This window comes from Novosphingobium sp. BL-S-20, from assembly GCF_055521635.1.
In genome coordinates this window covers 978,994-1,005,442 of the sequence record NZ_CM145494.1, presented here as the reverse complement: position 1 = coordinate 1,005,442, position 26,449 = coordinate 978,994, and the positions used below count along the sequence as shown (strand labels likewise).

Below are 26,449 nucleotides of genomic sequence, written 5' to 3'. Positions count from 1 at the left end.
TGCGGCGGCCCGCGCCAGGATCGAAATCGCCTGCGAACCGGAGACCGCTGACAAGCCGCCCGGCGTCGCACCGTCCGGCGTAAGCAGCGGCTAGTGCAGGCGCCGTGAACCTTCCAGCCTGAAGGCGTGATCGATCGTGCGATCATCGGCCGGCACTTCGTTGGCGATAGCCTCCTCGATCAGATCGCTGGTGTGATCGATGATCGCCTGCATCTGCATGATGGCCTCGGCGATGGCTTCCCCGGAGCGGCACGAGGGCATGAGATCGACGATGATGACCAGCCCGTGCTGCGAATCGATCGAGAAGCGGCATCCCAGCAGACGGTCGTGCAGCCGCGCCAAAGTCAGGCACAGGGCCGGACCCGGCTCCACTTCCTCGAGAACGAGGCCCTTGATCTGTATCCAGTCGTCTACGCCGAACACGGACCAGACGCTGCCCGTCTCCTGATCGGTCAGAGCGAGTTCCTCGGAATCGATTTCCTCGATCTCGAACTGGTTCACTTCGCACCAGTCGCGCAGCCCTTCCAGCTCCGCCAGCGCACTGCGCGTATCCGCACTCATGCCGAAGCTCCCGCGAAGGCCAGGATCGCGCCGCGAAGACCGAAGGTTTTCAGCTTGACAGCGTGAGAACAAATTGAGAACAACGACATCACAGGAACATTAATAGAACGATTCTGAATTTTCCACAAGCTCTCCACAGGGGTCGCAAGCGCCGCCCCCGTCAGGATAACGGAAGATGCCGGGATCATGGACGATGGTTCGAAAGGAACGGTCATGACTGCTTTTGCCGCCTGTCTCTTCGCCGTGGCTGCGCTGGTCTCCGCCCAGGTCATCGCTGCAAGCTGGCGTCGCCATCTCGGCACCGCCCGTGCCCTCCCGGCGCAGCTTCGCGCCTGCGACGAATCGCTGACAATCGTGTGGAAGACGGCCGAACGCGTGCCCCTGCCCGCGCTCGCCATGCTCAGAAAGGACCGTCCGCTGCGTCCTCGCCGTCATCCGCAATGGAATGCGGCGGAACGGCCTGGCCTGGAGTGGCCCGGACTGGATTCTGGAGCGGAACTCGTCGCCTGAACTTCGCATAAGCGGCGATCCCGATCGGGATCAGCACCAGATAGACGAGTGTGATGACCGCCAGCGTGTACCACGGCTCGGTCAGCAGCGCGGCTACGGTCAGGCCCACCAGCGCCAGAACGCCAAGGCGCATGCTGGGCGGCGGACGCATACGGGACCAGCCCAGAGTCGGCAGGCTGGAAATCATCAGCACGGCCACGAGCACCATCCACACGCCGACCGCGATCGGATTGGCGAATTCGGATACGCCGGTCGCGATCCAGAGATAGATCGGCAGGAACGCCAGCCCCGCACCGAGCGGGGCGGGAACGCCGGTCAGGAAACCGGCTTCCTTGTGCGGCTGGTCCAGTTCGTCGAGCCGCGAATTGAAGCGCGCGAGGCGCAGTACGCAGCAGATCGCGAATGCCAGCGCGGCGATCCAGCCCATGCTGGGAAGCTGGTGCAAGGTCCAGAGATAGACGATCAGCGCAGGCGCGACGCCGAACGAGATCGAATCGGCCAGACTATCGAGTTCCGCACCGAAGCGCGTCTGCGCCTTCAGCAGGCGCGCGGCGCGGCCGTCGATACCGTCGAGAAGGCCCGCCAGAATGATCGCCTGCACCGCCCGCTGATAGTCGCCACCGATCGCAAAGCGGATGCCGGTAAGGCCCGAACAGAGCGCGGCGGCAGTAATGGCATTGGGAACGAAAACGCGCATCGGCAGCCCGCCGGCCAGGCGGCGATGCAAGCGCTGGCGATCACCGTCTTCGGCACCCACCTCTGCATCACCCCGAATTCCGCCGGGCTCGCCGTTCACTGTGCGATACCCTCGATCATCGGCGCCGAGCCGAGTTCGGCCAGAACCGTCTCACCGGCGACGATGCGCTGGCCCATGAGCACTTTCGGCTCGACCCCGGCGGGAAGATAGACGTCGACGCGACTGCCGAAGCGGATCAGGCCGATCCGCTGACCGGCGGCGATCATGTCGCCCGGCTTCACGAAAGGCACGATCCGGCGCGCGACCAGACCCGCGATCTGCGTGAAGCAGACGCGCAGGCCGTCGCCGCGCTCAACCAGGATGTGCTGGCGCTCGTTCTCTTCGCTGGCCTTGTCGAGGTCGGCATTGAGGAACTTGCCGGGAATGTAGATCACCCGGCGCACCGTGCCGCTGATCGGGCTGCGATTGATGTGAACGTCGAACACGCTCATGAAGATCGAGATGCGCGTCACCGGCTCGGTCGGCATCGGCTGCGAGCCGCTGCCATCCTCGACGGTCAGTTCGCGCGGGGGAGCGACTTTGCCGATCAGCGTCACCAGACCATCGGCTGGTGCCACGATATAGCGGTCGTCCTGCGGCGTCACGCGCACGGGATCGCGGAAGAACGCCAGCACGCAGTAGGTCAGCAGGGCGAGCGGCAGGCCGACGAGCGGCCCGAACACGATCCAGCCGATCAGCGCGACGACGCCCGAGATGGCGCCGAACTTGCGACCTTCCGGATGAACGGAAGGCCAGCTCCAGGACGCTTCGCCGCGTCCCTGATTATCGAGAATTTCTCCGGGCATCACCGTCCTCTAGTCACTGTGCACCGCCCCCGCAATGCCGGGAGGCGCGCCGCGTTCCCGTTCGCCGAGACTGGCGGGGATATTTCGTGACGGGGATAGTGTCCGGGGTCCCCGAAGGGAATGCTCTTTTGAAGAGAACCGGTGGTGGACAGGGCTGGATTCGAACCAGCGTACGCTTGCACGGGCAGATTTACAGTCTGCTGCCTTTAACCACTCGGCCACCTGTCCACACCAGTTACTGGCGGGGGTCTATCTATCGAAAGACCCGTTGTGTTGAAGCTCTGAAACCAGAGCCTCGCTGCCGAGGAGCGCGCCTATGTAGAACCCGGCCTTGCCTGTCAATGGGGGGAATGGCAGGAGCGGCATAGTTTTTTCGAATAAGGACAATTTTCATGACCAATCGTAGCGACCGGCAAGACGGTGACCGCGAAGGCGGCCGCTCCGGGAAACCGCTGCGCGGCCGCGCAGGCCGGATGAAGAACGGCCGTGGCAGCGGGCGTGCGAGCACCGGCATGGTTCGCCTCTGGGGCCGCCACGCCGTCGAGGCTGCCCTCAAGAATCCGAATCGCAGCCACCGCAAGCTCTGGGCGACTCGCGAAGGCGTCGAATCGCTCGACGGCGAACTGCCCACCGATTTCCCGGTGGAATGGGCGCAGCCCGCCGACCTCGCCCGCCTCGTCGCCCGCGACGCACCGCACCAGGGCCTCGTGCTCGAATGCGCGCCGCTCGATGACATCTTCATCGACGACGTGCTCGACGGCGATCCCTCGCGCCCGGTGGTCGTGCTCGACCAGGTGACCGATCCGCACAATGTCGGCGCCATCATGCGTTCGGCGGCGGCCTTCAACGCCTGCGCCATCGTCACCCAGGACCGTCATGCCCCGCCCGAATCGGGCACCCTGGCCAAGAGCGCCTCGGGCGCGCTGGAAGTGCTGCCCTGGGTCCGCGTCGTGAATCTCGCGCGCGCGCTCGAAGAGATCGCCGAGGCGGGCTACTGGCGAATCGGTCTCGACGGCGAAGCGCAGTCCACGCTTGGCGAGGCCCTGCCCGCAGGTCCGGTCGCACTCGTGCTCGGCGCCGAGGGTGATGGCATGCGCCACAATATCGTCCAGCACTGCGACGCCATCGCCAAGCTGCCGATCAGCGACGCCATGGAAAGCCTCAACGTCAGCAACGCCGCCGCCATCGCGCTCTACGCCGCCGCGACCCGGCCTGCGTAAGCGCATATCAGAGGGGCACAGATCATGAATTGCACCGAACGGCATCCATGGGGGCGCCGCCTCCTCGCAGCGCTGGGCGTCACCGCCCTCGCCTTGCTGGCGGCGGCCTGCATCTTCGCACCGGGTAAATTCACCTCAAGTCTGGACTTGCGAAAAAACCGCACGTTCACGTTCCGCTATGCAGGCGAAATCGTGATGGTGCCCCTTCAGATGTCGAAGCCCAAGCCTTTTGCGCCCGAGGACTGCCATGACGAGGACTACGCGGAACGCACTTGTACCGACGAGGAACTCGCCCAGCAGAAAGCCGACTGGGAAAAGTCGAGCGCCGAAAAGAAGAAGAGCGACGAGAAGGCCGCGCAGATGCTGACCGGTGGCCTCGACCCCAGCGATCCCAAGGCCGGGGAGCAGATTGCCGAAAAGCTGCGCCGACAGGTCGGGTGGAACAAGGTGGTCTACGTCGGCAACGGCAAGTTCGATGTCGACTTCGCGACGACCGGACGGCTCGACCACGACTTCGCCTTCCCCACCATCGAAGGCTTCGCGATGAGTAACAGCTTCGTCCAGCTCTCGCTGCGCCGGGACGGGTCGGTGCGAATGGAGGCGCCCTCGTTCGGTCCGCAGGGCGGTGCATCGGGTATGGGCGCGCTGATGGGCGACCTTGCTTCAGACAAGGAGAGCGAGGCCAAGCCAGGCGAAGTCCAGCCCGACGGCACGTTCACGCTGACCACCGATGGCGAGATTCTGGCCAACAATACCGACGAAGGACCGACTGCCGCACCGAACGGCAAGGCGCTGGCCTGGAAGATCGATGCCCGTAGCCCCGCCGCACCGACCGCGCTGGTCAAGCTGACGCCCTGATCCGGGCGCGGCGGGCGGCTCGCGCCGCCTGCCGCTCAATTACTCCCAAACGACAAACGCCGCGCCGACCCCAAGGTCGGCACGGCGTAATCTTTTCAGCCTGCGAGGCGTAGCAAGCTGCAAGGATGCTTAGTTGACAGCGTCCTTGAGGCCCTTGCCGGCCTTGAACTTCGGCTGAGCCGAAGCCTTGATTTCCATCGGCTCGCCAGTGCGCGGGTTGCGGCCGGTCGAGGCCTTGCGCTTGGCGACCGAGAAGGTGCCGAAGCCGACGAGGCGAACTTCGTCGCCCGACTTCAGCGCGCCGGTGATGGCCTCAAACACGCCTTCGACAGCCTTGGTGGCATCGCTGCGGGTAAGACCGCTCGTGTCCGCGACAGCGCTGATGAGATCGTTCTTGTTCATTATGGGAACCCCCTAAGCTTTCAATGGAAGGATGCGATGGGATATTCTGAATCGCCTCAGGACGGACGGAATTGAGCGGGTTTTACCCACGGTGTCAAAGCCTAAACAAAACCAAAACTGGCAGTTTATCGCGTTTTTCCGCCATTCAGATGACGATTTCCGAATTGTGCAGTGCAGCATGACACGGGCGCGGATCGCGGTACCGCCCCTGAAGCCGCCAGGAAGATGTGAGCCGATCTGGAACGCCCCGCCGTCTGGCGGATTGCGACCGGTTCGGCGAATGGAGTCAACTCGGTAAAGACCGGGTTAAACTGGCCACCGCTTTTCGAAAAGTATCGGCTGACCGGAAGTGCCCCGGCAGAATCCGGGCGCAAAAAAGGCGGTCCGAAATCGAACCGCCTCTCAAGCTGTCCGGCTCTCGCGAGCCAGACAATCGACCAGGGCTTATGCCTTGGCGTCGTTGACCCGGCGCTCGGCGATACGGGCGCGCTTGCCGGTACGACCACGCAGGTAGTACAGCTTCGCACGACGCACGACGCCGCGACGGACAACGGTGATCGAATCGATGTTCGGCGAGTAGAGCGGGAATACGCGCTCCACGCCTTCACCGAAGCTCATCTTGCGGACGGTGAAGTTCGAACCCATGCCACGGTTCGAACGCGCGATGCACACGCCCTCGTAAGCCTGGACGCGGGTACGGGTGCCTTCAACCACCTTCACGCCGACGCGGACGGTGTCGCCCGGACGGAAGGTCGGGATATCCTTGGCGGCCTTGGCAATTTCCTCGGCCTCGATCTGCTGAATCAGGTTCATGAACCTAAGTCCTCGTTTTTGCGCCGCGCACCAGAGGCAGACTGGCCCCGAACGTCACTGCGACGTTCCCAAAGGTCCGGCCTGCGTGACCGTGTATCTTCCTCCGCCTTTTGTTTCCGCCAGGCGGCGATCTTCGCATGATCCCCCGATCGCAGCACTTCAGGGATCGTGCGCCCTTCCCACTCGGTGGGTCGGGTAAATTGCGGGTATTCGAGAAGACCGTCCTCGAACGATTCCTCGGTCCCGCTGGAAGCCGCGCCCATTACGCCGGGAAGCAGCCGAATGCAAGCGTCTAACAGCAGGATTGCCGCGGGTTCGCCGCCCGAAAGCACCGCATCGCCGACCGACATCTCCTCGACATTGCGGCCTTCGAAGATGCGCTCGTCGAAACCTTCGAACCGGCCGCACAGGATGGTCACGCCAGGGCCCTGCGCCAGTTCACGCACGCGCGCCTGCGAAATCGGCTTGCCGCGCGGAGTCATGGCGATGATCGGCGCGTCGGGATTGATCGAACGGGCATGATCGATCGCGGCGGCCAGAACGTCCACCTTGAGCACCATGCCGGCGCCGCCACCGGCGGGCGTATCGTCCACGGTGCGGTGCTTGTCCTTCGTGAAATCGCGGATGTGGACGGGGTTCATGGCCCACTTGCCCTCCTCCAGCGCCCTGCCCGCAAGGCTGATACCGAGCGTGCCGGGGAACATTTCCGGATAGAGGGTGAGGACGGTCGCGTTGAAAGTCATGCCCCCGCGCAAAGCCCAATTCGGCGGCTGCGGCAAGGGGGAAGCGCCGGAATTGCGCCTTTCAGAGCGGTTCCCAGACTTCGGCAGGCAGGAATGCGCGGTCGCGCGCGATCTCGTCGCGGAACCATTCGCGCAGGCGCTCGATCTTGCGGACGCCCACGCGGTTCTCGGGATGGACCATCCAATGCGCATTGCCCGGCAGGTACATTGTCTCGAACGGCTGCACGAGACGGCCAGCCTCCAGATCCTCCCGCCAGATCAATGGCGTCATCAGCGCCACGCCGAAACCTTCGCGGGCCGCGCCGCCCTCCTGCAGCTGGTTATCGAAAGTAAATCCGCGCCGCGAAGGCGACGGCAGCTGCCCCACGCCTGCAACGGCGAACCAGGCATTCCACCAGGGGTCGTTCGGGGCAAAGCGCTCGACCTCCAGCAAATCCTCTGGTTGTCGAATACGATACCGTTCCAGAAATTCCGGAGAGCAGATAGGAGAGTAGTGCTGGCGGAACAGGAACTCGCTGCGAAGCCCGTCCCATTGCCCCATCCCGCCACGAATGGCGACGTCGTAATTCGATGTCCCCAAGTCGATCACTTCGTTGGCAAGCGACATGCGGACGGCGATATCCGGATGTCGAAGCTGAAATCGTCCGATGCGTGTACTCAGCCAGTTTGCGCCGAGGGAAACGGAGGCGTTGATCGCCAAGACATCCTCGTCCTCGCTGCGAATGGCCGCAAAGGCATCGGCCATGGCGATGAAAGCGCCGCTCAGAGCGGGTATCAAACGCCTTCCGGCATCGGAAAGATGCACCCTACCCTTTTCACGCACGAACAGCGGCTTGCCGACGCGATCCTCCAGTTGGCGAATCTGATAGGAAACCGCTGCCTGCGTCATGCCCAGTTCCTCGGCTGCGCGCGAGAAGTTCTCGTGGCGACCGGCAGCCTCGAAGGCGCGCACGGCAGTCAGGGGCGGAAGGCGTTCCATCCTCACATGATAAGGCTGCCTTATAACCTTCGCCAGAGGCTTTGTTGGCGAAGTCACGGCGGATCGCGCAAATTCCGGTCATCCGATGGAGGAACCGGACAATGCAGGATCAACATTTCATGCAGCAGTGGAACGCCGGTCATGACCGGTTTTCCGAAGGACTCGATCACGGACTGGCCAAGCTGGCCGGGAAGATTGCGGCACGCATTCGCCGCCGGGCGCCGCGCCGCCGCAAGCCGGAACAGCGCGGAACGGAAACGGCGCTGGCCCGCAAGGCCCGCCTGACTACGATCGGCGTTATCGGCGGCATTCTTACTGGGGCGAGTCTGGGCATGATGGCACCGTTGGTCCTCGCCATCGACTGCCCACAGACACCCTTCGAAGCGGCCCGCTCGTGCACCCAGGCCGCGCTTGCCTGAAAGCAAGAAAGGCCGCCCCGAAGGACGGCCTTTCCTTATTCTTCCGCGAAGACGGCGCTGATGACCAACCGTTCGTGATCCCACTCGGGAACGGCGGCGGGAGTCATCGGCACCATGAAGCGGCGCCTTTTGCAATCCTCGCCTGCCGGACGCTCGATCTCGATCACGTCACCCGCGCCGAAGTTCTCAACCGCGATACAGATGCCGAGTTCGTCACCCGCGTCGGAGACGGCGCGCAGGCCCAGCAGGTCGGCGTGATAATACTCGCCTTCCTCCAGTTCCGGCATCGACGCGCGGGGAACGGTGAGCGCGGTGCCGCGCAGCTTCTCGGCAGCCGTGCGATCCGGCACTTCCTCGAAACGCGCAATCGCACCGCCTTTGCCGTCATCGCGCAGCTTGGCGAGCGTCAGGGTGGAATCGTTGAAGGCGCGGTAGCGCTTGAGCGCCGCCACGCCTTCACCGAACAGCTTGAGGCGAACCTCGCCCGTCACGCCGTGCGCGCCAGTGATGGCAGCAAGCGTGACGGGGCGGTCTTGACCAGCCATCTGGATCGAACCTGAAGCTTAGGCTTCGGTCGATTCCTCGGCGGCTGCTTCAGCCGGAGCTTCTTCAGCGGCCGGAGCGGCAGCAGCAGCGGCGGCAGCTTCTTCAGCTTCACGCAGCTTCTCGGCCTTTTCCTCGGCGCGGTCCTTGGCCTTCTGGCCCGGCTCACCCTTCTTGGCGTTCACGGTAGCGGCGCGTTCCTTGATGCCGGCCTTGTCGAGCAGACGGGCAACGCGGTCGGTCGGCTGGGCGCCAACGCCGAGCCAGTAACGCACGCGGTCTTCGACCAGACGGACGCGGTTTTCATCGTCCTTGGCGAGGATCGGGTTGTAGGTGCCGACCTGCTCAAGATACTTGCCGTCGCGCGGAGCGCGCGAGTTGGAGACGACGATCTTGTAGTAAGGACGCTTCTTCGCGCCACCGCGCGACAGACGGATCGAAACGGACATTGCTCTACCTTTCCTTCAAATCTTCAAAAATTACTTCTTAAGAAACTTGCTGAGATCGGGCGCGCCTGCGCCCATTCCCGGAAGACCACCGGCGCCACCGCCGAGGCCGCCGCCCAATCCGGGCATCGCAGCATCAAGGCCGCCCTTGCCGAACATCGCGGCCAGCCCCTTGAGGCCGCCCATCTTCTTTATCTGCTTCATGGCCTTGGACATCTCCAGGTGCATTTTCAGCAGCTTGTTGACGTCCTGGACATTGGTGCCCGAGCCATTGGCGACGCGGATTTTGCGCTTGGCATTGAGCAGCGCCGGGTTGACGCGCTCCTTCTGGGTCATCGAACCGATGATCGCATCCATGCGCAGCAGCACGCGGTCGTCCATGCCCGACTGCGCCATGGCCGCCTTGGCCTTCTTCATGCCCGGCATCATGCCTGCCAGCGCGCCGAGGCCGCCCATCTTCTGCATCTGGCCAAGCTGCATGCGCAGGTCGTTCATGTCGAACTTGCCCTGCTCCATGCGCTTCGCCAGCGCTTCGGCGTCCTCGACCTTGACCGCTTCGGCCGCCTTTTCGACGATCGAGACGATATCGCCCATGCCGAGAATGCGGTTGGCGACGCGGCTCGGGTGGAAGACCTCAAGGGCCTCCATCTTTTCGCCGGTGCCTGCGAACTTGATCGGCTTGCCGGTGACGGCTCGCATCGACAGCGCCGCACCGCCGCGCGCATCACCGTCCATACGGGTGAGCACGACGCCGGTCAGATCGACTTCGCCGGAGAACGACTGCGCGACATTGACCGCGTCCTGACCCGTCAGCGAGTCGACCACCAGCAGCGTTTCACGGGGGTTCGAGATGGCGGCAACCGCCTTCATCTCGTCCATGAGCTGCGTATCGACGTGGAGACGGCCCGCGGTATCGAGCAGCAGTACGTCCACGGCCTGGAGCTTGGCGGACTGCATCGCGCGGGTGGCGATCTCGGTCGGCTGCTGGCCAGCGATGATCGGCAGGGTGGCGACGCCGACCTGCTCGCCCAGCACGCGAAGCTGTTCCTGCGCGGCCGGACGGTTGACGTCCAGCGAGGCCATCAGGACCTTCTTGCCCTGCTTCTCGCGAAGCATGCGCGCGATCTTGGCGGTGCTGGTGGTCTTGCCCGAGCCCTGCAGACCGACCATCATGATGACGACCGGCGGCGCGGCATTGAGATCGAGTTCGGCGGTTTCTTCGCCGCCGAGCATCTCGATCAGCGCGTCATTGACGATCTTGACGACCTGCTGGCCGGGCGTGACCGACTTCAGGACCGACTGGCCGACAGCCTTTTCGGTAACCTGATCGATGAAGCGGCGCACGACGGGGAGCGCGACATCGGCTTCGAGCAGCGCGATGCGCACTTCGCGCATGGCATCGCGAACGTCCTGCTCCTTGAGCGCGCCGCGGCCACGCAGCTTGTCGAAAACGCCACCAAGACGATCAGACAGGCTGTCGAACATGCCAAACTCCTTTTCGACGGCCACAGCCGCCAGAACGCCAAAAACGCCGGTGGGCGAAACCTCGCTGACCGGCGTGACGGAAACCTTATGCGAAAAACGCCGGCGGACGAAACCTCGTCGGCCAGCGTATCGCGTTTCCGCGAAACTGATATGTCGAAATAACCGATCGAAGCTGACTTTGAAAGGCTGTTTCGTAAGAAATGGTGGAGCCTAGCGGGATCGAACCGCTGACCTCCTGCATGCCATGCAGGCGCTCTCCCAGCTGAGCTAAGGCCCCATTCATTTCACCGGATCGACCTGGGAGGTTCGTTCCGTTTCCCGCGTTTCAGCCAGTCGCTGTGACTTGCCTCCGCTTGGGAGGCCGCCCTCTAGATGGGGTTCTCCGGGCTGGCAAGAGGAAATTTTCACGGGCCTGTCATTTTTAGAATAGAGGCCGGAAACGCGCGCTCTCGCCTTTCCATTGCCTTTCCCCATCCACCCCCGCTCATCCTGAGCCTGTCGAAGGATGGAGGCCTCGCGCCACGCCGCAGGGAGCTTCGACAAGCTCAGCCTGAGCGGGTTGAAAGCAATTATCTCAGAAACGAGAAAGGGCGCGGCTGCCGAAGCGCCGCGCCCTTTCCTGAATACGAAACCCGCCGAGACTTACTCGTCGCGGTCGCCATCGTCGTCACCGCCGCCGATGCCGAGATCGTCGTCACCGCCGAGGTCGACGTCGTTGTCCGGCGAATCGCCGTCTTCGTCGATGTCCAGATCGTCGTCAGCGAGATCCGAATCCTCGTTCTCGACGACTTCCTTCTTCTGGATTTCCTCATAGGGAATCGGCTGCTTGGACTTCAGCACCGGTTCCGGGTTCCACGAATGGCCGCACTCGATGCAGGTAACCGGGTCGTCCTTGCCCAGGTCGTAGAAGCGGGTGCCGCATTTCGGGCAGCCGTGCTTGGCGCCCCACTCAGGCTTTGCCATGAAATGTCCTCATACTGCGCGCCCGAAGAGTACGGGCGAGAATTCCGTGTCTTGATGGGAGTGACGGCACGCAAAATCAAGCGCTCCGGCACCATCAGGGCGCGCGCCTTGCCATAGGCCGCCCCCGCTGTCAAAAGCCCGGCGATTTTGCAGCCTTCCAGCCTCGAAAGAAGCACGCCCGTGAGCCACGACACCACCACCCCCATGCGCCCCCGCCGTTTCCTGCCCGCAGGACCGCTGAAAGGCAGTATCCGCGTGCCGGGCGACAAGTCGATCAGCCATCGCTCGATCATGCTGGGCGCGCTGGCCGTGGGCGAAACCCGCGTGACCGGCCTGCTGGAAGGTGAGGACGTACTGGCCACCGCCGCCGCCATGCGCGCCATGGGCGCCAGCGTGGAGCGCGTCGGTGACGGCGAATGGCGGGTGAACGGCGTGGGCGTAGGCGCCCTGCTCCAGCCCGAAGGCCCGGTGGACATGGGCAATTCCGGAACCTCGACCCGTCTCCTGATGGGCCTTGTCGCCAGCCACCCTATCAACGTGAGCTTCACCGGCGACGCCTCGCTCTCCAAGCGCCCGATGGGCCGGGTGATCGATCCGCTTTCGGAAATGGGCGCCAGCTTCGAAGCGAGTGAAGGCGGACGCCTGCCGCTGATCGTGCGCGGCGCTTCGCCTGCCGTGCCGATCACTTACCGCCTGCCGGTTGCCTCCGCACAGGTAAAGAGCGCCATCCTGCTCGCCGGCCTCAACACGCCGGGCGAGACCACCGTGATCGAGCCGGTGCCGACCCGCGACCACTCAGAACGCATGCTCAAGGGCTTCGGTGCCGACCTCACCGTCACCGTGGAAGCCGACGGCACCCGCGTCATCACCATCAAAGGCGAAGCCGAACTCAAGCCGCAAGTCATCGACGTTCCGGGCGACCCCTCCTCGGCAGCCTTCTTCATCGTTGCCGCTTTGGTGACGCCGGGCAGCGAAGTCGTGATCGAGAACGTAGGCCTCAACCCCACCCGCGCCGGGCTTGTCGAAGTGCTGCGCCAGATGGGCGGCCAGATCGAGTTCCTGAACGAGCGCGAAGTCGGCGGCGAGCCGGTGGCTGACCTGCTGGTGAAGCACTCGGCACTGAAGGGTATCGAAGTCGATCCCGAAATCGCGCCTGCCATGATCGACGAGTTCCCCGTCCTCTTCGTCGCCGCCTCGCTGGCCGAGGGCGTGACCGTCACCAGCGGCCTCGACGAGTTGCGCGTGAAGGAATCGGATCGCCTCGCCGCCATGGCCGCAGCGCTGACGCTGGCCGGTGCGCAGATCGAGGAGCGCGAGGACGGCCTCGTCATCACCGGCACCGGCGGCACTCCGCTGCCCGGCACCGCCAGCGATGCGCAAGTCACCACCCACCTCGACCACCGCATCGCCATGTCGATGGCGGTCGCAGGCCTCGTCAGCAGCGGCGGCGTGGAAGTGGACGATACCCGCCCGATCGCCACCAGCTTCCCCAACTTCGAGGCCCTGCTGGCCAGCCTCGCCGGATAAGGGCATCAGCGCGGGGATGGCAGATGGCATTCCCGCGCCGACCTTGCGCTGAACGTCCCAAGCCGCCATGACCGCGCGATGATTATCGCCGTAGACGGACCCACCGCTTCGGGCAAAGGCACCATTGCCAAGGCCCTCGCCCACCATTTCGGACTGCCCCACCTCGACACCGGCCTGCTCTATCGCGCGGTCGGCCGCCAGTGCTTCCTGGACGGCGGCAACCCCGACGATCCCGTGGACGCCCTCGCCGCCTGTGCCTTTCCCGAGGGCCTTCTGGCAGACCCCGAGCTGCGCTCCGAAGCCAGCGGCGGCCTGGCAAGCCGCGTCTCGATCCACCCCACCGTCCGCCAGGCGCTCTACGAACGCCAGCACGCCTTCGCCACGCAGCCCGGCGGCGCCGTTCTGGACGGACGCGACATTGGCACGGTGATCGCGCCGGAGGCCGAAGCCAAGCTCTTCGTGATCGCCTCGGTCGAAGCACGCGCCCAGCGCCGCTTCCTCGAAATGCAGGCCCATGGCCGCGACGTCACTCTGGAAGCGATCACCGCCGACCTCGCCGCACGTGACGAGCGCGACCGCAATCGCAAGGACGCACCGCTGGTAGCCGCCGCCGACGCCATCGAGATCGACACATCCGAGCTGAAGCGCGAGGAAGCCATCGCCGCTGCCATCGCCGCGGTGGATGCCCTGCGGGTCTCCTGACCCGCTACGATTGATAGCTTGGGTCTCCTGACCCGCCAGGATGGATAACCGAGGTCGATTGACTGCATTTCGGATGCGACGAAACCATGTCGTATCCGCCAATTTTCTTGCATTTCGCCCCTCATGGGCGTAGGGGCCGCCGGTCTGGAGAACCGCAAGGTTTGAAGGACGCCGTGGACGGCATCCGGCCCCCACGGCGGTTCGGCCCTTTTGGCCCGGGCCTCGCATGGTGCGAAGCGCGGAGGAAAGACCGGCGGATAAAACCGCTTGGCCGGAAAGAACTAAACAGGATTAAACCTTTAATGGCTACTTCTGCCAATCCCACCCGCGACGATTTCGCGAAGATGCTTGACGACCAGCTCGGCGGCGTTGCCGACGACGGTTTCGAAGGTCGCGTCGTCAAGGGTACCGTCACCGCCATCGAAAACGACAAGGCCGTCATCGACGTGGGTCTGAAGAGCGAGGGCCGCGTTGCCCTGCGCGAATTCGCCCGCGGTGAAGGCGAGCACGGTCTCAAGGTCGGTGACGAAGTCGAAGTTTACGTCGACCGCGTCGAGAACGCCGACGGTGAAGCGATGCTGTCGCGCGACCGCGCACGCCGCGAAGCCGCCTGGGACAAGCTCGAAAACGAATTCGGTGAAGGCAAGCGCGTTGAAGGCGTGATCTTCGGCCGCGTCAAGGGCGGCTTCACCGTCGACCTCGACGGCGCCGTTGCGTTCCTCCCCGGCTCGCAGGTCGACATCCGCCCCGTGCGCGACGTCACCCCGCTGATGGACGTGCCGCAGCCCTTCCAGATCCTGAAGATGGACCGTCGCCGCGGCAATATCGTCGTGTCGCGTCGCGCCGTCCTCGAAGAAACGCGCGCCGAACAGCGCAGCGAGCTGATCGACAAGCTGAGCGAAGGCCAGGTCATCGAAGGCGTCGTCAAGAACATCACCGACTACGGTGCGTTCGTTGACCTCGGCGGCATCGACGGCCTGCTCCATGTCACCGACATGAGCTACAAGCGCGTCAACCACCCGAGCGAAGTGATCGCCATCGGCGACACCGTGAAGGTCCAGATCATCCGCATCAACCAGGACACCCAGCGCATCAGCCTCGGCATGAAGCAGCTGGAAAGCGATCCGTGGGAAGGCGCAGCCGTCAAGTACCCGGTCGGCGCCAAGCTGTCGGGCACCGTCACGAACATCACCGAATACGGTGCCTTCGTGGAACTGGAAGCCGGCATCGAAGGCCTCGTCCACGTTTCGGAAATGTCCTGGACCAAGAAGAACGTCCACCCCGGCAAGATCGTCTCGACCTCGCAGGAAGTCGAAGTGGTCGTTCTCGAAGTCGATTCGGACAAGCGCCGCATCTCGCTCGGCCTCAAGCAGGCTCAGCAGAACCCCTGGGAAGCCTTCGCCGAGAAGCACCCCGTCGGTTCGCAGGTTGAAGGCGAAGTCAAGAACGCCACCGAATTCGGCCTGTTCATCGGTCTCGACGGCGACGTCGACGGCATGGTTCACATGTCGGACATCGCCTGGGGCATCTCGGGCGAAGACGCGCTGGCTCTGCACCGCAAGGGCGAGCAGGTTTCGGCCGTGGTTCTCGACGTCGACGTCGAGAAGGAACGCATCAGCCTCGGCATGAAGCAGCTTGAGCGTGGCGCTCCGGCCGCTGGCGGCGTTGCCGCGACCGGCGGCAGCTCGCTGCGTCGTAACGAAGTCGTCACCGTCACCGTTCTCGAAGTTCGCGACGGCGGTCTGGAAGTCCAGGCTGGCGACGATGGCGCCACCGGCTTCATCAAGCGTTCGGACCTCGGCCGCGACCGCGACGAGCAGCGCCCCGACCGCTTCCAGGTCGGCCAGAAGCTCGACGCCATGGTCACCGGCTTCGATCGTTCGAAGAAGCCGAACTTCTCGGTCAAGGCTCGCCAGCTTCACGAAGAGAAGGAAGCTGTCGAACAGTACGGTTCGTCGGACTCGGGCGCTTCGCTCGGCGACATCCTCGGCGAAGCCCTCAAGAACCGTTCGTAAGAACAGTTCGGGCTTCACCGCGAGGTGAACCAACAAAGGCCCGTCCGGAGCGATCCGGGCGGGCTTTTGCTTTTTCCCAATCCTCTTCCCCTCCCCCGACCGAGCGCCTAAATCCCTCCGCAAGGAGAGATCCCATGCTCGAAGTCCATCAGTTCCCCTGTCTCAGCGACAATTACGGCTACCTGCTGCACGATCCGGCGAGCGGCCAGACCGCCTGTATCGACACGCCGGACGCAGACGAATACTTGCGCCAGGCCGCACACAAGGGCTGGCAGATCACCCAGATCTGGAACACCCACTGGCACCCGGACCATGCCGGCGGCAATGGCGCCATCAAGGCCGCCACCGGCTGCACGGTCATCGCCCCCGAAGGCGATGCCGGGAAGATCGAGGGCGTCGACCGCCGCGTCGATCAGGGCGACGTGGTCATGCTGGGCGACTGGAAGGCGAAAGTCCTCGATGTCGGCGGCCATACGCTGGGCCACTGCGCCTACTATCTGCCCGGCGCGCATATCGCCTTCGTCGGCGATTCGGTCTTCGCACTCGGCTGCGGGCGCATGTTCGAGGGACAGCCCGCGCAGTTCTGGGAAAGCCTTCAGCGCATCAAGGCGCTGCCGGTCGACACGATGCTCTACTGCGCGCACGAATATACGGCGGCGAATGCGAAATTCGCGCTCCATGCCGATCCCGAGAACGAGGAACTGGCCGCCTATGCCCGCGATGTCGAGCGCGCGCGCGCAGCCGGACTGCCCACCGTTCCGACCAAGCTCGGCCGTGAACTCCTGACCAATCCGTTCCTGCGCGCCGACGATCCGGCGCTTCAGGCCCGCTGGGGCGGCGGCAATGCCGTCGAGACCTTCGCCGCCCTGCGCGAAGCGAAGAACGGCTTCTGATACGAAAAGGGGGGCAAGCAGCCCCCCTTCCCCTTACTTGTAGACGATGCGGACCTTGCCCGCCGCTTCCGCCGCCACCCGGCGCGCGGTATCGGTGTTCTCCGCCAGCGCCAGAGCGACGCCCATGCGGCGATAGGGGCGCGTCACGGGCTTGGCGAAGATGCGCAGGTCCATTGCCGCACCCGGCGTCGCCAAAGCCTCTGCAAGGCCCTCGCAAGCGAAGGAATCGCTGTCCCGGTCGGCCAGGATCACTGCCGAGGCACTCGGGCCATGGAGCGTCACTTCCGGAATCAGCAGACCGAGGATCGCCCGCGCGTGGAGGTCGAATTCGGAGAGGTTCTGCGAGATCAGCGTGACCATGCCGGTATCGTGCGGACGCGGCGAGAGTTCGGAGAAGATCACTTCCTCGCCCTTCACGAAGAACTCGACGCCGAACAGGCCGTAGCCGCCGAGATCGTCCACCACCTTGCGCGCCATGTCCTGCGCCGCGGCGATGGCGGCAGGCGCCATCGGCGTCGGCTGCCAGGATTCCTGATAGTCGCCGCGTTCTTGCCGGTGGCCGATCGGCGGGCAGAACGACACACCCTCGCGGCTGCGCACGGTCAGCAGGGTGATCTCGTAGTCGAAGGCGACGAATTCCTCGACGATCACCCGCTTGCGGTAGCCGCGCATGTTGGCAACGGCGTAGTCCCAGGCCTTCTCCAGATCGGCGGCATCGCGCACCGTGCTCTGGCCCTTGCCGGATGAGGACATGACCGGCTTGATGACGCAGGGCAGACCCGTGTGCTCGGCGCCCGTCAGCACTTCGTCGAGGCTCTCGGCATAGCGATAGCGCGAAGTGCGCAGGCCGAGTTCGACAGCGGCGACTTCGCGGATGGCATCGCGGTTCATCGTCATCTGCGTGGCCCGCGCGGAAGGCACGACGCAGAAACCTTCCGCCTCGACTTCGGCCAGCACTTCGGTGCGGATCGCCTCGACTTCGGGAACGATGAAATCGGGCTTATGCTTCTCGATGGCGGCGCGCAGACGCTCACCGTCGAGCATCGAGAAAACCTCGAAGTGGTCTGCCACCTGCATGGCGGGCGCGCCTTCATAGGCATCGCAGGCCACGACTTCGCAGCCGAGCCGCTTGGCCGAAATGACGAATTCGCGCCCCAGCTCGCCCGAGCCGAGCAGCAGGATCTTCGCGGTGAATGCCATGGCGGCGGTCCTTTCGTTAGGTTGCGCCGCCCTAGAGCAGCGTTCCCGAGAGAATGGCAAGGGCGATCGTGAAGTAGATCACCAGCCCCGTCACATCCACCAGGGTCGCCACGAACGGCGCCGAGGCGCTCGCCGGGTCGAAACGCAGCTTCTGGAGCAGGAACGGCAGCATCGAACCCGCCAGCGAGCCGAAGGTCACGATGCCCACCAGCCCCGCCGAAACGGTCGTGGCGATCAAGACCCAGTGGCTGCCGTAATCGTAGAAGCCCAGCGCCTGCCACGCGGCGATCCGCACGAAGCCGACTGCGCCGAGGATGCCGCCCAGTACCATGCCCGCGGGCAGTTCGCGCAGCGCCACGCGCCACCAGTCGCGCAGGCGCACCTGCCCCATCGCCAGCGCCCGGATGATGAGCGAGGTCGCCTGGCTGCCGCTGTTGCCGCCCGAACTCATGATGAGCGGGATGAACAGGGTGAGCACAACCGCGCGGGCGAGTTCGTCCTCGAAGTGCTGCATGGCGCTGGCGGTCAGCATTTCCGAGAGGAACAGCACGCTCAGCCACCCGGCGCGCTTGCGGATCATCTCGAAAAAGCCGGTTTCGAGGTAGGGCCGGTCGAGCGCCTCGACGCCGCCGAACTTCTGCACATCCTCGGTATGTTCGGCCACCAGCGCGTCGAGCACGTCGTCGACAGTGACGATACCGAGCGGACGGCCCGCCTCGTCCACCACCGGCAGCGCCAACAGGTCGTGACGCCGAATCAGGTCGGCCACCGCCTCGCGGTCGGTGGCAGGCGTCACCGTCACCGGCTCGCGGTCTCGGGCGAGGTCGATCGCGGGCGAATCGGGGGCGGCAGCGATCAGGCGGCGCAGCGAGATCGTCGCGTCGAGGCGCCCGCGTTCGTCGAGCAGGAACACCGAATAGACAGTCTCGCGGCTGCGTTCGACGGTGCGGATGAGATCGAGCACTTCCGCCACGCTGGCCGAGACCCGCGCGGCAACGAATTCGGTGGTCATCATGCCGCCCGCGCTGTCTTCCGGCCAGGCGAGCAGGCTGCGTAGCGACGTGCGCACATCGGGCGCGAGGGCGCCGAGGATCTGGGCGGCAATCCCCTCATCCATCTCCGCCAGCACGTCGGCGGCGCGGTCCTCGGCCATCTGGGCGACCAGATGCACCGCGCGCGGCAACGGCAGCAGCGGCAGCACTTCGGGCGCCGCCGTGAATTCGGGACGGTCGAGCACGGCAACCGCCCGCACGTCGGCCATGCGGCCAAGCTTGGCGGCAGCGGCCTCGGGCGCCAGCGCCTGGAGCATCTCGACGATATCGGCAATGTAGAGCCCGCTCTTGGCGGGACGGGCACCGGCGGTCACGCCGGCGAGGAGGTCGTTCACCATCTTCAAACCTTTCGTCCGCACGACCCGGGCGGACGATGGCCAGCGAGAACTAGCCAGCGCCCTTGGGGCGTGCGGTCCTACTGGAACTGTCGCTTGACATGTCCTCGCTTCCTGAAACACCGCAGCAACATCGGCTGCGCGGGCGTCGCTCTGATCTCAATTGCCTCGCCCGTCAACTCCGGATCGCATCCGGAGCGAACATGACCCTGATCGGCACACAAAAAAAGCCCCCGTGCAGCGCACGGAGGCCTCTTTGCTTCGTAGCCGATCCGGAAGGATCAGATACCGGCGATCGCCTGATCGACCAGCGCCTTGTCGGCATCGGCCGAGTGGTTGGCCTTGATCAGGCCACCGGCGGCGGCAGCGGCGGCAGCCGCAGCCTGCTGGCGCAGTTCGGTCACGGCAGCGCGTTCGACGGCGCCGATCTTGTCCTGGGCCATCTTCTCGCGGCGGGCGATGACGTCGGTCGTGTCGGCCTGGGCCTTGGCGACGATCGTCTCCGCTTCGTGGCGGGCGTGGTCGAGCAGAGCGGTGGCGTCCTTTTCGGCACCGGCGATCTTGTCGGCATATTCCTTGCGCAGGGCTTCCGCCTCGGCACGCAGGGTCTTCGCCTCTTCGAGCTGGGCCTTGATCTCGGCGATCTTGCTGTCGAGACCGCCGGAGATCATCTTCGGCAGGCCCTTCCAGACCATGATCGCGATGAGCACCAGCATCGAGGCGCTGACGACCGCGACCGGCGGGGCGACGCCCAGCAGCAGCGGTTCGGCGTGATGCTCGGTGCCAGCCTGGGTCCCGGCCATCTCGGCGCCCTCGTGCGAGGTGCCTTCAGCGACGGCGGTGTCCGTGGTGGACAGTTCCGTGTTCTCAGCCATGGACCAGGTTCTCCTTCACGGCGGAACGAACCGCGCCGTCGTCGAGCGTCAGGCCGGCGATGCGGCTGACGATATCGCGAGTGGCGTCGGCGGCGACGTCCTCGATCTCGGCGGCGGCTGAACGGCGCGCCTCGGAGATGCGGGTTTCGGCTTCGGCGAGCGTGGCGTCGATGGCCACCTGGGCGGTCGCGAGACGCTCGGTCGTGACGGCAGCGGCCTTGGCGCGGGCTTCCGCGATCAGGGCCTGCGCCTCGGCGCGGTTGGCGTTCTCACGCTTGCGCCAGGCTTCCTCCTCCGCATCGGCCTGGGCGCGGGCGCGCTCGGCAGCGGCGAGGTCGTCGGCAATCTGCTTGTCGCGCTGCGCAACCGTATCCATGACCTTGGGAACCATTCCCCGTCCGACGACGAAGAAGGTGAAGCCGAAGAAGATCAGCATCCAGAAGATCTGGCTGGAATAAGTCGCGGCTAGCTGTGCGATCTGAGGCATGGGTCAGCCCTGTCTCGAAGTGGCCGGTAGAATTCTTGCGTCCTCTCCGGCCGCCCAACCAAAGGGTTCGGGCAGCCGGAAGGGATCAGTGCGCGCGATCAGGCGAAGATCAGCAGCGCGGCAACGACGAACGACAGCAGGCCGAGAAGTTCGGCGCCGGCGAAGCCGATGAAGAGGCGGCCCTGCTGGGCGTCAGCGGCGCCCGGATTGCGCAGCGCGCCTTCGAGGAACTTGGCGAAAACGCTACCCACGCCGATCGAGGCGAGGCCGCAACCGATAGCAGCGAGACCGGCACCAAGCAGCTTTGCAGCTTCTGCGTCCATTTCAAAAACTCCCTTTGGAAAACTCGAGTGAGACTGAAAATCAGTGAAGGTTCTCTGCGTCGTTCAGATAGACGCAAGTGAGAAGAGCGAAAACGTAAGCCTGGATGCCAGCCACCAGCAGCTCGAGAGCGCAGATGCCGACCATCAGGATGAAGCTGGGCAGACCGGCAATGGCGAAGAGGCCGATGCCGGCATTGCCGGAGCTGATCACGAAGCTCGAAAGAACCTCGAGAAGAACGTGACCGGCCATCATCGCGACGAAAAGACGCAGGCCGAGGCTGAACGGGCGCACCAGGAACGAGATCAGTTCCACGCAGAAGATCAGCGGGATCATGATCACCGGAGTGCCGTGCGGCACGAACAGCGAGAAGAAGTGCAGCTTGTGCTTCGCGAAACCGACGATGAGGACGATTGCGAAGGAAAGCACCGCGAGAACGCCCGTGGCCGAGAAGTGGCTGGTGAAGGTGAAGGCGTGGAGGCCGATCACACCCAGCGGCAGCAGGCCGAGGAAGTTCGCGAAAAGAATGAACATGAACAGCGAGAAGATGTACGGAACGTACTTCTTGCCGCCGGGGCCGACGTTGGCGGCCAGCATTCCGTCGATGAAGCCGGTGAAGCTTTCAACGGCCATCTGCCAGCGGCCGGGCACGAGCTGACGCTTCATGCCGCCGGCAACGAAGAACGCCAGCGTCACGGCGGCGATCGCCATCCACAGCGTGCTGTTGGTGAAGGCGATGTTGTAACCGGCGATGCTCCAGCCTTCCGAGCCGAACAACGGCTGGATGCTGAACTGGTGCATCGGATCGACCTTCGCTTCGGCTGCCACGCGAATATCCCTGTCGCCAATGAACGACAGCGCCCCTGCTCATCCCTTTCGGGTCAATCCGGGCGCCGGTTCGAATTCCTGATAATGTTCCTGAAGGCGACGAATATTCCTGCGAATAGCATCACCATCAGACCCCAGGGCGATGTTCCGGCAAAGTGATCGATCACCCAGCCAAGGAACAGACCACCGGCAACCCCACCAAGCAAGTCGGCCAGGACGCGGTTACCGGCACGATAGGCATCGTCGGTTTCCGCACCCGCAACCGGCTTCTGACGCTGCGCTTCCCGCTCGCGAAGGGCTTTCAGCCGATCGTCCAGCGAATCGAGGCGCGCATCCTCGCCAATAGGGTCCCGTGCGGACGGCTCGTCGTTCATGTCCGGTCCTCCTCAATCGAATAGGAACGTAATGACGCGTTCAACGGCTGCCCGCCGAGGGCGCCGACCCCTTAGGGTGGGGTCCTTCCCGAGTCAACCATGAGGGGTCGCGCGCGGCAACAGTTGTTCACACGCCATGCCGTGTGCCCAAGTCCCGAACAGGTCTCGAAAATGGTAATGCTCGGACAAGACCGCAAGGACGGCGGCGAAGAAAAAATCGTCACGAGGGTTATCCCGCGCCCCCGCCTGTCGCCTTCAACGTCAAGCCGAACGCGGCCTCGTCGGTTTTCGGTCACACGCGCGTCAGGCATTTGACATACAAAAAGAGCGGCCGGGAATTCCGACCGCTCCTTTGTCAGCCTGCAATCATCGCCTGCCTGAAGCCCGGCGACATAACCGTCAGGGGCAGCGCGGATCGCGATCCGGTGCACCGGCACCGCGAACCTGCCACGAGCCGTCGGTCGCCTGGTACTTCTCGCCCGGCTGGGTCTGCGCGATCAGGCGGCAGGCGGTGGCGAAGGCATATTCCTCGATCGTGCTCTTGCCCGCGGCCTTCTCGGTATAGATGGCGCGGCGCTTGTTGTTGAGATCGCGGACCATGGCGCGGACATCGGCGGAAGCATTGCCGATCACGCCAAGGTAGCCGTCCTTCTGCTCGCCCACCTGCCCTGCGGCGCGCGCGGCGGCATAGGCCGGGTCGCGGCCATCCTGCGCCAGTGCGGCGCTGCCGGCGCCGAACGTCAGGGCGAGTGCACCGCAAAGGGTCACGAAGCTGTTCAAACGGGTCTTGCTCATCAGAATACGCCTTCGTTTTCCTTGATCGTGTTCTCCGCGTCCTGGGAGAGCCGATAGATCACTTCCTGCCTGATGTTGATGTTGAGTTCGATGACGATCGGCTTGTCCGGAGCGGATACGTTCACGCAGCCCCCCAGCGCCGATCCTAAACCCAGCACCAGCATCGCGGCGCAAACGGCGCGCCCACCGAACCGGAAACCCTGCCGCTGCGGGTCGTATTGTGCCTGGCTCATCATGGCCGGGCTTGTCGCAGCCGGAACGCTTCCGGTCAATTCCAGGGCCTTCATGGGTTATTCTCGCTGACTGGAGGCTGAATGGTGGCTGGCGCGGGACGAACCGAGTCCGGCGTAGACGAAGGTGAGGACGAGGACGAAGGTGCGGGCGGCACCACGAAAGGCGTGCCGTTCTGGATGCCCAGGGTGCGCGGATCGGTGACGTAAGTGGGGTCGTAAAGCGAGCGCATAGAGCCGAACAGACTGAAGAACGGGGCCTTGATCTTGACGATGAAGCGGATCGGCAGCTTGGCGATCTGGCGGGTGAGGAAGTTGCGCTGCGCCGTATCGCCCTGGCTCAGCCCGTCGAAGCTCAGCCGCGTGAAGATATCGCCCGCCAGCGAACCGCCGAGGCCGATCTCCATGTGCCTGTACTTGACCGATTTCAGCGCACCGAAGGCGAAATTGCCCATCGCCGAGAGGTCCTTGTAGGTCAGCGCGCCGAGGTAGCTGACGCTGCCGCCCGGATCGCGCGAGGCGAGGTAGCCGTCGACGATGCGCCCGCCCTGCTCGTCGAAGACCATCGGCACTTCGCCGTCGAACACGCCGCTGGCGCTGATATTGGTGAGTTCCAGATGCTGCACGAAGGTCGCGGCATCCAGCCCCTTCACATTGAGCTTGTAGTGCCGCGTCTCGGCCACGCCGATTCGCATGGTCGCCGGATCGAGCGTGAGCGTGCCCGCCATGAACGGCCAATGCGCACCGTTGAGGCGCAGCAGGAAGTTCGGCTCCATCTGGAACGAGAGTTCGCCGTCGTTCACTTCGATGCCGGGGTTGATCGAGGCGATCTTCAGCTTCTGGTCGGGCGCAGTGACGAGGCCGAGCAGATCGGTGAACACGACTTCGCCGGTCAGGCCCTTCACCGGACCGAAGGGCGCCGCGAAATCGAGAGCATCTGTGGCGAAACGTCCCTTGCTGGTCACGCCCTTCTCGTTCCAGTCGATTCGCCCGCTGCCGTGCACCTCGCCCTGAAGGTTGGAGACGATGCCCAGCAGCAGCGGCGAAAGCGCCTCGGCCTGCAAGTCCTTGTCGAAGGTGATCCCCGACACGGCGAGGTCGGCATGGCCACTCGCGGTGCCGAGGTCGTGGACGATATCGGTGCGGACCACCTCGCGGTCGCTCTTCGGCTCGCGCATCGCCGCCTGCGCGGTGATCACGTTGTTTTCCAGCCGCAGCGTGCCGTCACGGGCCACCAGCGGCTGGAAACGCGGCACCGACTGGCGATCGACGAGGGTGAAGCGCGCCTGGTCGATGCTCAGCACGCCGCCGGAATAGCGCCAGTTTCCGGCCGTCTGCTTGAGATCGAGCGGCACCGCCGCCAGCGCAATGTCGGCCTCGTCGAAGGCGCCGCCGATATCCTTGCCCACTTGCGCGTCGAGCGTGGCGAGCCGGAACCGCGAAGGTGCCTCCTGCGGGCCGAGGCTGACGTCGATCGCCTTTGCGGTGAGGGCGCCGGGCCTGCCCGCCAACTGGGCATAGCCGAGCGGACCGCTGGCGATGCGAATCGGCGTCTCGCCCAGCCGCCCCGACACGTCGAGCGCGGGAACGCCCGCCGCGATATCGAAGCCCTGCCCCCGGCTGCGCAGGATTGCCTGCCCCGGCGCCGGGCAGACCTGCAAGGCTCGCCGGTCGAGCGTGAGATTGGCGAAGGCAAGACGGTCGAAGCCGATCTTCGTGCAATTCGGCCAGACCGAAAGCGTGCCATCGGCGCCCCAGCGGCCGTCGACGGGCAGGACCAGGTTCTGCGCCGAACCGCCCGGCAGCGCACCGGAAAGCCGGGTCTCGCCGGTGAAATGCATCGTGCCGTCGGGCGTCTGGGTCAGCGCGAAATGGGGCACAGCAAGGCGCGAATCGCCTGCGCGATATTCCGGCATCTCGACCTGGAGCGCGAGCCGTCCGCGCGCGTCGCTCTCCATGCGGCCGGTCACGTTCGGCAGATCCTTGCCGCCGCTGGCGAAATTGCCTGTGACGACGGGACGGCGCGCGCCGAACACCGCCTGCACTTTCGACAGGTCGAGCAGCGAGGCCCCGCTGCCGCCGCGCAAATGCCCGCGCGGCAGGACAAGGCTCATGCGCCCGTCCTCGCGGCGCAGAACAAGGCTGGCATCGAGCCTGCTGCCGCGCGTCTCTCGGGCGAGCGCCGTGCGGACCTGTCGCAGGATCGGCGCGGCCAGCGTGCCTTCGCCGGACTTCTCCGCGCCTGCGAGCAGCGCGTCCACCGATTCGCCGAGTGCGAGATCGCGGCCCGTCACATCGCCGTCGAGATCGAAATGGGCGAAGCCGGCGCTCGCCCGCATCCGCCCATCGAAACCGAGTTCGGCCAGCCGCGCCTGCGGCGTCGCTAGCCCGCGCGCCTTTACCTCGAACTGCGCATTCAAAGCGGCTTTGCGGAAGGTGAACCGCCCCGATCCGGTCAGCCCTGACAGGCGATTCGCCGTGAACGAACCCGCACCGGCGTCGAGGCCGATCTTGCCTTCGCCGCCGTCGAGCAGGCGGTCCAGCGTGACGTCGAGCTGCGCACCGCTCTGCGCGAGTTTCAGCGACTGCTGCGGACAGGCGAGACCGGCCAGCCGCAGCGGCCCGGTGAAGCGCGGCCTGCCATCGGACACCCGCAGCTTGCCGTAGAGCGTCGTCCGCCCCGCTTCGCAGCCTCCGGCCGCCAGATGCGGAGAAAGTGCGGCGAGTTCGCCCTTGAAGCCTCCGCGCAGGCCGCCCTCGCCCGCCAGTTTCGCGGCGATCCGGCCATAGTCGCTCTCGATCAGCGCCCGTCCATCGACCACCGCGACGTCGTAATCGGGGAGCGCGTAATCCTTGGTCTCGCCGCTCGACTCCATCAGCTTGTCGAGCGAGCCGAGGCTGAACCGGCCATGATGGAGCGAGCCGAACAGGCGCGGGCGAATCACCGTGATCCGCCCGATTCCCGGCCAGCCCCAGTTGAGGCGCGTGGCGACACGCAGTTCGGCAATCGTAAGGTCGGGATGCTTCGGATCGCCGATCACGAGGTTGCGGACCACCTGCTCGGTCGGCCCCACTTCCTCGATCTCGTAAGTCGCCGGAAGCCCCAGCTTGGCCAGTTCGCCCGAGATCAGGTTCTCGGCGATATCCTCGCGCAGGAGCCACACGGCGCCCAGCCCGACCGCCGCGCTCGTGAGCAGGGCGAGCGCGATCGCCCGCCTGCGCTTGCGGCGCGGCGAGGACAATGGCGGGGGCGGTTCCGCCGATGCGGTAAGTTCGTCATGCTCCTGCGGCATTCGGTCCTTCACTTGCGCTCGCCGCTCGGGAAAGGCAA

The 26,449-nt window shown here is 65.0% G+C and carries 29 protein-coding genes and 2 tRNA genes; 7 read left to right on the top strand and 24 right to left on the bottom strand.

The genetic code is table 11. The features are described 5' to 3' along the window. Positions 1 to 90: 90 nt before the first annotated feature. From ACZ1II_RS12705 to ACZ1II_RS12685, 5 genes are all read right to left on the bottom strand, one after another. The gene (locus ACZ1II_RS12705) at positions 91 to 561 is read right to left on the bottom strand and encodes a hypothetical protein (RefSeq protein ID WP_465146762.1); all 471 of its coding nucleotides are present in this window, start codon (positions 559 to 561) and stop codon (positions 91 to 93) included. Continuing rightward, entirely contained in the window at positions 558 to 776 is a 219-nt protein-coding gene (locus ACZ1II_RS12700; protein WP_465146761.1) for a hypothetical protein, read from the bottom strand. The genes ACZ1II_RS12705 and ACZ1II_RS12700 overlap by 4 nt, the downstream gene beginning before the upstream one ends. A 185-nt stretch (positions 777 to 961) precedes the next feature. Continuing rightward, on the bottom strand, positions 962 to 1,768 hold the full coding sequence (gene pssA / locus ACZ1II_RS12695) for a CDP-diacylglycerol--serine O-phosphatidyltransferase (RefSeq protein ID WP_465147291.1): 807 nt from the start codon (positions 1,766 to 1,768) through the stop codon (positions 962 to 964). Positions 1,769 to 1,863: 95 nt separating this feature from the next. Further along, entirely contained in the window at positions 1,864 to 2,613 is a 750-nt protein-coding gene (locus ACZ1II_RS12690; protein ID WP_465146760.1) for a phosphatidylserine decarboxylase, read from the bottom strand. Between the two features lie 142 nt (positions 2,614 to 2,755). Further along, positions 2,756 to 2,841 (bottom strand) — tRNA-Tyr (locus tag ACZ1II_RS12685). 164 nt (positions 2,842 to 3,005) lie between these two features. Between ACZ1II_RS12685 and ACZ1II_RS12680 the strand changes: the two genes are divergently transcribed. Continuing rightward, the gene (locus ACZ1II_RS12680; protein ID WP_465146759.1) at positions 3,006 to 3,833 is read left to right on the top strand and encodes a TrmH family RNA methyltransferase; all 828 of its coding nucleotides are present in this window, start codon (positions 3,006 to 3,008) and stop codon (positions 3,831 to 3,833) included. 24 nt (positions 3,834 to 3,857) lie between these two features. Further along, the gene (locus tag ACZ1II_RS12675) at positions 3,858 to 4,691 is read left to right on the top strand and encodes a hypothetical protein (RefSeq protein WP_465146758.1); all 834 of its coding nucleotides are present in this window, start codon (positions 3,858 to 3,860) and stop codon (positions 4,689 to 4,691) included. A 129-nt stretch (positions 4,692 to 4,820) separates the two neighbouring features. On the opposite strand, the gene ACZ1II_RS12670 is transcribed toward ACZ1II_RS12675, so the two are convergent. From ACZ1II_RS12670 to ACZ1II_RS12655, 4 genes are all read right to left on the bottom strand, one after another. Beyond that, positions 4,821 to 5,093 (bottom strand): HU family DNA-binding protein, encoded by a 273-nt coding sequence (locus ACZ1II_RS12670; RefSeq protein ID WP_147219283.1) that lies wholly within the window; start codon positions 5,091 to 5,093, stop codon positions 4,821 to 4,823. Between the two features lie 444 nt (positions 5,094 to 5,537). Next, positions 5,538 to 5,906, bottom strand: a complete 369-nt coding sequence (gene rplS / locus ACZ1II_RS12665) for a 50S ribosomal protein L19 (RefSeq protein ID WP_147219281.1) — start codon at positions 5,904 to 5,906, stop codon at positions 5,538 to 5,540. Continuing rightward, complete coding sequence (gene trmD, locus ACZ1II_RS12660; protein ID WP_465146757.1) at positions 5,903 to 6,649, bottom strand: tRNA (guanosine(37)-N1)-methyltransferase TrmD; 747 nt, start codon at positions 6,647 to 6,649, stop codon at positions 5,903 to 5,905. Before trmD ends, rplS begins: the two co-directional genes overlap by 4 nt. A gap of 61 nt (positions 6,650 to 6,710) precedes the next feature. Then, complete coding sequence (locus tag ACZ1II_RS12655) at positions 6,711 to 7,601, bottom strand: LysR substrate-binding domain-containing protein (RefSeq protein WP_465146756.1); 891 nt, start codon at positions 7,599 to 7,601, stop codon at positions 6,711 to 6,713. 128 nt (positions 7,602 to 7,729) lie between these two features. Between ACZ1II_RS12655 and ACZ1II_RS12650 the strand changes: the two genes are divergently transcribed. After that, the gene (locus tag ACZ1II_RS12650; RefSeq protein WP_465146755.1) at positions 7,730 to 8,047 is read left to right on the top strand and encodes a hypothetical protein; all 318 of its coding nucleotides are present in this window, start codon (positions 7,730 to 7,732) and stop codon (positions 8,045 to 8,047) included. Positions 8,048 to 8,082: 35 nt separating this feature from the next. Here ACZ1II_RS12650 and rimM read toward each other — a convergent pair whose 3' ends face one another. The 5 genes from rimM to ACZ1II_RS12625 form a co-directional block, all read right to left on the bottom strand. Next, positions 8,083 to 8,592, bottom strand: a complete 510-nt coding sequence (gene rimM / locus ACZ1II_RS12645) for a ribosome maturation factor RimM (RefSeq protein ID WP_465146754.1) — start codon at positions 8,590 to 8,592, stop codon at positions 8,083 to 8,085. Positions 8,593 to 8,610: 18 nt separating this feature from the next. Beyond that, the gene (gene rpsP / locus ACZ1II_RS12640) at positions 8,611 to 9,039 is read right to left on the bottom strand and encodes a 30S ribosomal protein S16 (RefSeq protein ID WP_086493416.1); all 429 of its coding nucleotides are present in this window, start codon (positions 9,037 to 9,039) and stop codon (positions 8,611 to 8,613) included. Between the two features lie 30 nt (positions 9,040 to 9,069). After that, positions 9,070 to 10,521: a signal recognition particle protein gene (gene ffh / locus ACZ1II_RS12635; protein ID WP_465146753.1), complete on the bottom strand. Its 1,452-nt coding sequence runs from the start codon at positions 10,519 to 10,521 to the stop codon at positions 9,070 to 9,072. 201 nt (positions 10,522 to 10,722) lie between these two features. After that, positions 10,723 to 10,798, bottom strand: a tRNA-Ala gene (locus ACZ1II_RS12630). A 365-nt stretch (positions 10,799 to 11,163) separates the two neighbouring features. After that, entirely contained in the window at positions 11,164 to 11,484 is a 321-nt protein-coding gene (locus ACZ1II_RS12625; protein ID WP_465146752.1) for an FYDLN acid domain-containing protein, read from the bottom strand. Positions 11,485 to 11,688: 204 nt separating this feature from the next. On the opposite strand from ACZ1II_RS12625, the gene aroA reads away from it, so the two are divergent. From aroA to gloB, 4 genes are all read left to right on the top strand, one after another. Then, entirely contained in the window at positions 11,689 to 13,011 is a 1,323-nt protein-coding gene (gene aroA, locus ACZ1II_RS12620) for a 3-phosphoshikimate 1-carboxyvinyltransferase (RefSeq protein ID WP_465147290.1), read from the top strand. A gap of 78 nt (positions 13,012 to 13,089) precedes the next feature. Then, complete coding sequence (locus ACZ1II_RS12615) at positions 13,090 to 13,713, top strand: (d)CMP kinase (protein WP_465146751.1); 624 nt, start codon at positions 13,090 to 13,092, stop codon at positions 13,711 to 13,713. 302 nt (positions 13,714 to 14,015) lie between these two features. After that, a complete protein-coding gene (rpsA, locus tag ACZ1II_RS12610; RefSeq protein WP_334183582.1) occupies positions 14,016 to 15,728 on the top strand; it encodes a 30S ribosomal protein S1 in 1,713 nt (570 codons plus the stop codon). A 134-nt stretch (positions 15,729 to 15,862) separates the two neighbouring features. Beyond that, complete coding sequence (gloB, locus tag ACZ1II_RS12605) at positions 15,863 to 16,621, top strand: hydroxyacylglutathione hydrolase (protein WP_465146750.1); 759 nt, start codon at positions 15,863 to 15,865, stop codon at positions 16,619 to 16,621. 33 nt (positions 16,622 to 16,654) lie between these two features. Here gloB and purT read toward each other — a convergent pair whose 3' ends face one another. The 10 genes from purT to ACZ1II_RS12555 all read right to left on the bottom strand — a co-directional run bounded on the left by purT (position 16,655) and on the right by ACZ1II_RS12555 (position 26,423). Then, positions 16,655 to 17,821, bottom strand: a complete 1,167-nt coding sequence (purT, locus tag ACZ1II_RS12600) for a formate-dependent phosphoribosylglycinamide formyltransferase (protein ID WP_465146749.1) — start codon at positions 17,819 to 17,821, stop codon at positions 16,655 to 16,657. Positions 17,822 to 17,852: 31 nt separating this feature from the next. Continuing rightward, positions 17,853 to 19,211, bottom strand: coding sequence for a magnesium transporter (mgtE, locus tag ACZ1II_RS12595; RefSeq protein WP_465146748.1), 1,359 nt, complete (start codon positions 19,209 to 19,211; stop codon positions 17,853 to 17,855). Positions 19,212 to 19,489: 278 nt separating this feature from the next. Beyond that, positions 19,490 to 20,083 (bottom strand): F0F1 ATP synthase subunit B family protein, encoded by a 594-nt coding sequence (locus ACZ1II_RS12590; protein ID WP_465146747.1) that lies wholly within the window; start codon positions 20,081 to 20,083, stop codon positions 19,490 to 19,492. Beyond that, positions 20,076 to 20,570: a F0F1 ATP synthase subunit B family protein gene (locus tag ACZ1II_RS12585; protein ID WP_465146746.1), complete on the bottom strand. Its 495-nt coding sequence runs from the start codon at positions 20,568 to 20,570 to the stop codon at positions 20,076 to 20,078. The genes ACZ1II_RS12590 and ACZ1II_RS12585 overlap by 8 nt, the downstream gene beginning before the upstream one ends. 98 nt (positions 20,571 to 20,668) lie before the next feature. Continuing rightward, the gene (locus ACZ1II_RS12580; protein WP_007013775.1) at positions 20,669 to 20,893 is read right to left on the bottom strand and encodes a F0F1 ATP synthase subunit C; all 225 of its coding nucleotides are present in this window, start codon (positions 20,891 to 20,893) and stop codon (positions 20,669 to 20,671) included. A 40-nt stretch (positions 20,894 to 20,933) separates the two neighbouring features. Then, on the bottom strand, positions 20,934 to 21,719 hold the full coding sequence (locus ACZ1II_RS12575) for a F0F1 ATP synthase subunit A (RefSeq protein WP_021233351.1): 786 nt from the start codon (positions 21,717 to 21,719) through the stop codon (positions 20,934 to 20,936). Positions 21,720 to 21,772: 53 nt separating this feature from the next. Continuing rightward, positions 21,773 to 22,093: an AtpZ/AtpI family protein gene (locus ACZ1II_RS12570; RefSeq protein ID WP_465146745.1), complete on the bottom strand. Its 321-nt coding sequence runs from the start codon at positions 22,091 to 22,093 to the stop codon at positions 21,773 to 21,775. A gap of 399 nt (positions 22,094 to 22,492) precedes the next feature. Further along, positions 22,493 to 22,888: a YdbL family probable chaperone protein gene (locus ACZ1II_RS12565; protein ID WP_465146744.1), complete on the bottom strand. Its 396-nt coding sequence runs from the start codon at positions 22,886 to 22,888 to the stop codon at positions 22,493 to 22,495. Further along, a complete protein-coding gene (locus ACZ1II_RS12560; RefSeq protein ID WP_465146743.1) occupies positions 22,888 to 23,121 on the bottom strand; it encodes a YnbE family lipoprotein in 234 nt (77 codons plus the stop codon). Before ACZ1II_RS12560 ends, ACZ1II_RS12565 begins: the two co-directional genes overlap by 1 nt. A gap of 50 nt (positions 23,122 to 23,171) precedes the next feature. Then, positions 23,172 to 26,423, bottom strand: a complete 3,252-nt coding sequence (locus ACZ1II_RS12555) for an intermembrane phospholipid transport protein YdbH family protein (RefSeq protein WP_465146742.1) — start codon at positions 26,421 to 26,423, stop codon at positions 23,172 to 23,174. Positions 26,424 to 26,449 lie beyond the last annotated feature (26 nt).

Bases quoted from the DNA above. Each gene is read 5' to 3' on its own strand.
- ACZ1II_RS12705 (WP_465146762.1), bottom strand. From the start codon at position 561: ATGAGTGCGGATACGCGCAGTGCGCTGGCGGAGCTGGAAGGGCTGCGC.
- ACZ1II_RS12700 (WP_465146761.1), bottom strand. From the start codon at position 776: ATGACCGTTCCTTTCGAACCATCGTCCATGATCCCGGCATCTTCCGTT.
- pssA (WP_465147291.1), bottom strand. From the start codon at position 1,768: ATGCGCGTTTTCGTTCCCAATGCCATTACTGCCGCCGCGCTCTGTTCG.
- ACZ1II_RS12690 (WP_465146760.1), bottom strand. From the start codon at position 2,613: ATGCCCGGAGAAATTCTCGATAATCAGGGACGCGGCGAAGCGTCCTGG.
- ACZ1II_RS12680 (WP_465146759.1), top strand. From the start codon at position 3,006: ATGACCAATCGTAGCGACCGGCAAGACGGTGACCGCGAAGGCGGCCGC.
- ACZ1II_RS12675 (WP_465146758.1), top strand. From the start codon at position 3,858: ATGAATTGCACCGAACGGCATCCATGGGGGCGCCGCCTCCTCGCAGCG.
- ACZ1II_RS12670 (WP_147219283.1), bottom strand. From the start codon at position 5,093: ATGAACAAGAACGATCTCATCAGCGCTGTCGCGGACACGAGCGGTCTT.
- rplS (WP_147219281.1), bottom strand. From the start codon at position 5,906: ATGAACCTGATTCAGCAGATCGAGGCCGAGGAAATTGCCAAGGCCGCC.
- trmD (WP_465146757.1), bottom strand. From the start codon at position 6,649: ATGACTTTCAACGCGACCGTCCTCACCCTCTATCCGGAAATGTTCCCC.
- ACZ1II_RS12650 (WP_465146755.1), top strand. From the start codon at position 7,730: ATGCAGGATCAACATTTCATGCAGCAGTGGAACGCCGGTCATGACCGG.
- rimM (WP_465146754.1), bottom strand. From the start codon at position 8,592: ATGGCTGGTCAAGACCGCCCCGTCACGCTTGCTGCCATCACTGGCGCG.
- rpsP (WP_086493416.1), bottom strand. From the start codon at position 9,039: ATGTCCGTTTCGATCCGTCTGTCGCGCGGTGGCGCGAAGAAGCGTCCT.
- ffh (WP_465146753.1), bottom strand. From the start codon at position 10,521: ATGTTCGACAGCCTGTCTGATCGTCTTGGTGGCGTTTTCGACAAGCTG.
- ACZ1II_RS12625 (WP_465146752.1), bottom strand. From the start codon at position 11,484: ATGGCAAAGCCTGAGTGGGGCGCCAAGCACGGCTGCCCGAAATGCGGC.
- aroA (WP_465147290.1), top strand. From the start codon at position 11,689: ATGCGCCCCCGCCGTTTCCTGCCCGCAGGACCGCTGAAAGGCAGTATC.
- ACZ1II_RS12615 (WP_465146751.1), top strand. From the start codon at position 13,090: ATGATTATCGCCGTAGACGGACCCACCGCTTCGGGCAAAGGCACCATT.
- rpsA (WP_334183582.1), top strand. From the start codon at position 14,016: ATGGCTACTTCTGCCAATCCCACCCGCGACGATTTCGCGAAGATGCTT.
- gloB (WP_465146750.1), top strand. From the start codon at position 15,863: ATGCTCGAAGTCCATCAGTTCCCCTGTCTCAGCGACAATTACGGCTAC.
- purT (WP_465146749.1), bottom strand. From the start codon at position 17,821: ATGGCATTCACCGCGAAGATCCTGCTGCTCGGCTCGGGCGAGCTGGGG.
- mgtE (WP_465146748.1), bottom strand. From the start codon at position 19,211: ATGGTGAACGACCTCCTCGCCGGCGTGACCGCCGGTGCCCGTCCCGCC.
- ACZ1II_RS12590 (WP_465146747.1), bottom strand. From the start codon at position 20,083: ATGGCTGAGAACACGGAACTGTCCACCACGGACACCGCCGTCGCTGAA.
- ACZ1II_RS12585 (WP_465146746.1), bottom strand. From the start codon at position 20,570: ATGCCTCAGATCGCACAGCTAGCCGCGACTTATTCCAGCCAGATCTTC.
- ACZ1II_RS12580 (WP_007013775.1), bottom strand. From the start codon at position 20,893: ATGGACGCAGAAGCTGCAAAGCTGCTTGGTGCCGGTCTCGCTGCTATC.
- ACZ1II_RS12570 (WP_465146745.1), bottom strand. From the start codon at position 22,093: ATGAACGACGAGCCGTCCGCACGGGACCCTATTGGCGAGGATGCGCGC.
- ACZ1II_RS12565 (WP_465146744.1), bottom strand. From the start codon at position 22,888: ATGAGCAAGACCCGTTTGAACAGCTTCGTGACCCTTTGCGGTGCACTC.
- ACZ1II_RS12560 (WP_465146743.1), bottom strand. From the start codon at position 23,121: ATGAGCCAGGCACAATACGACCCGCAGCGGCAGGGTTTCCGGTTCGGT.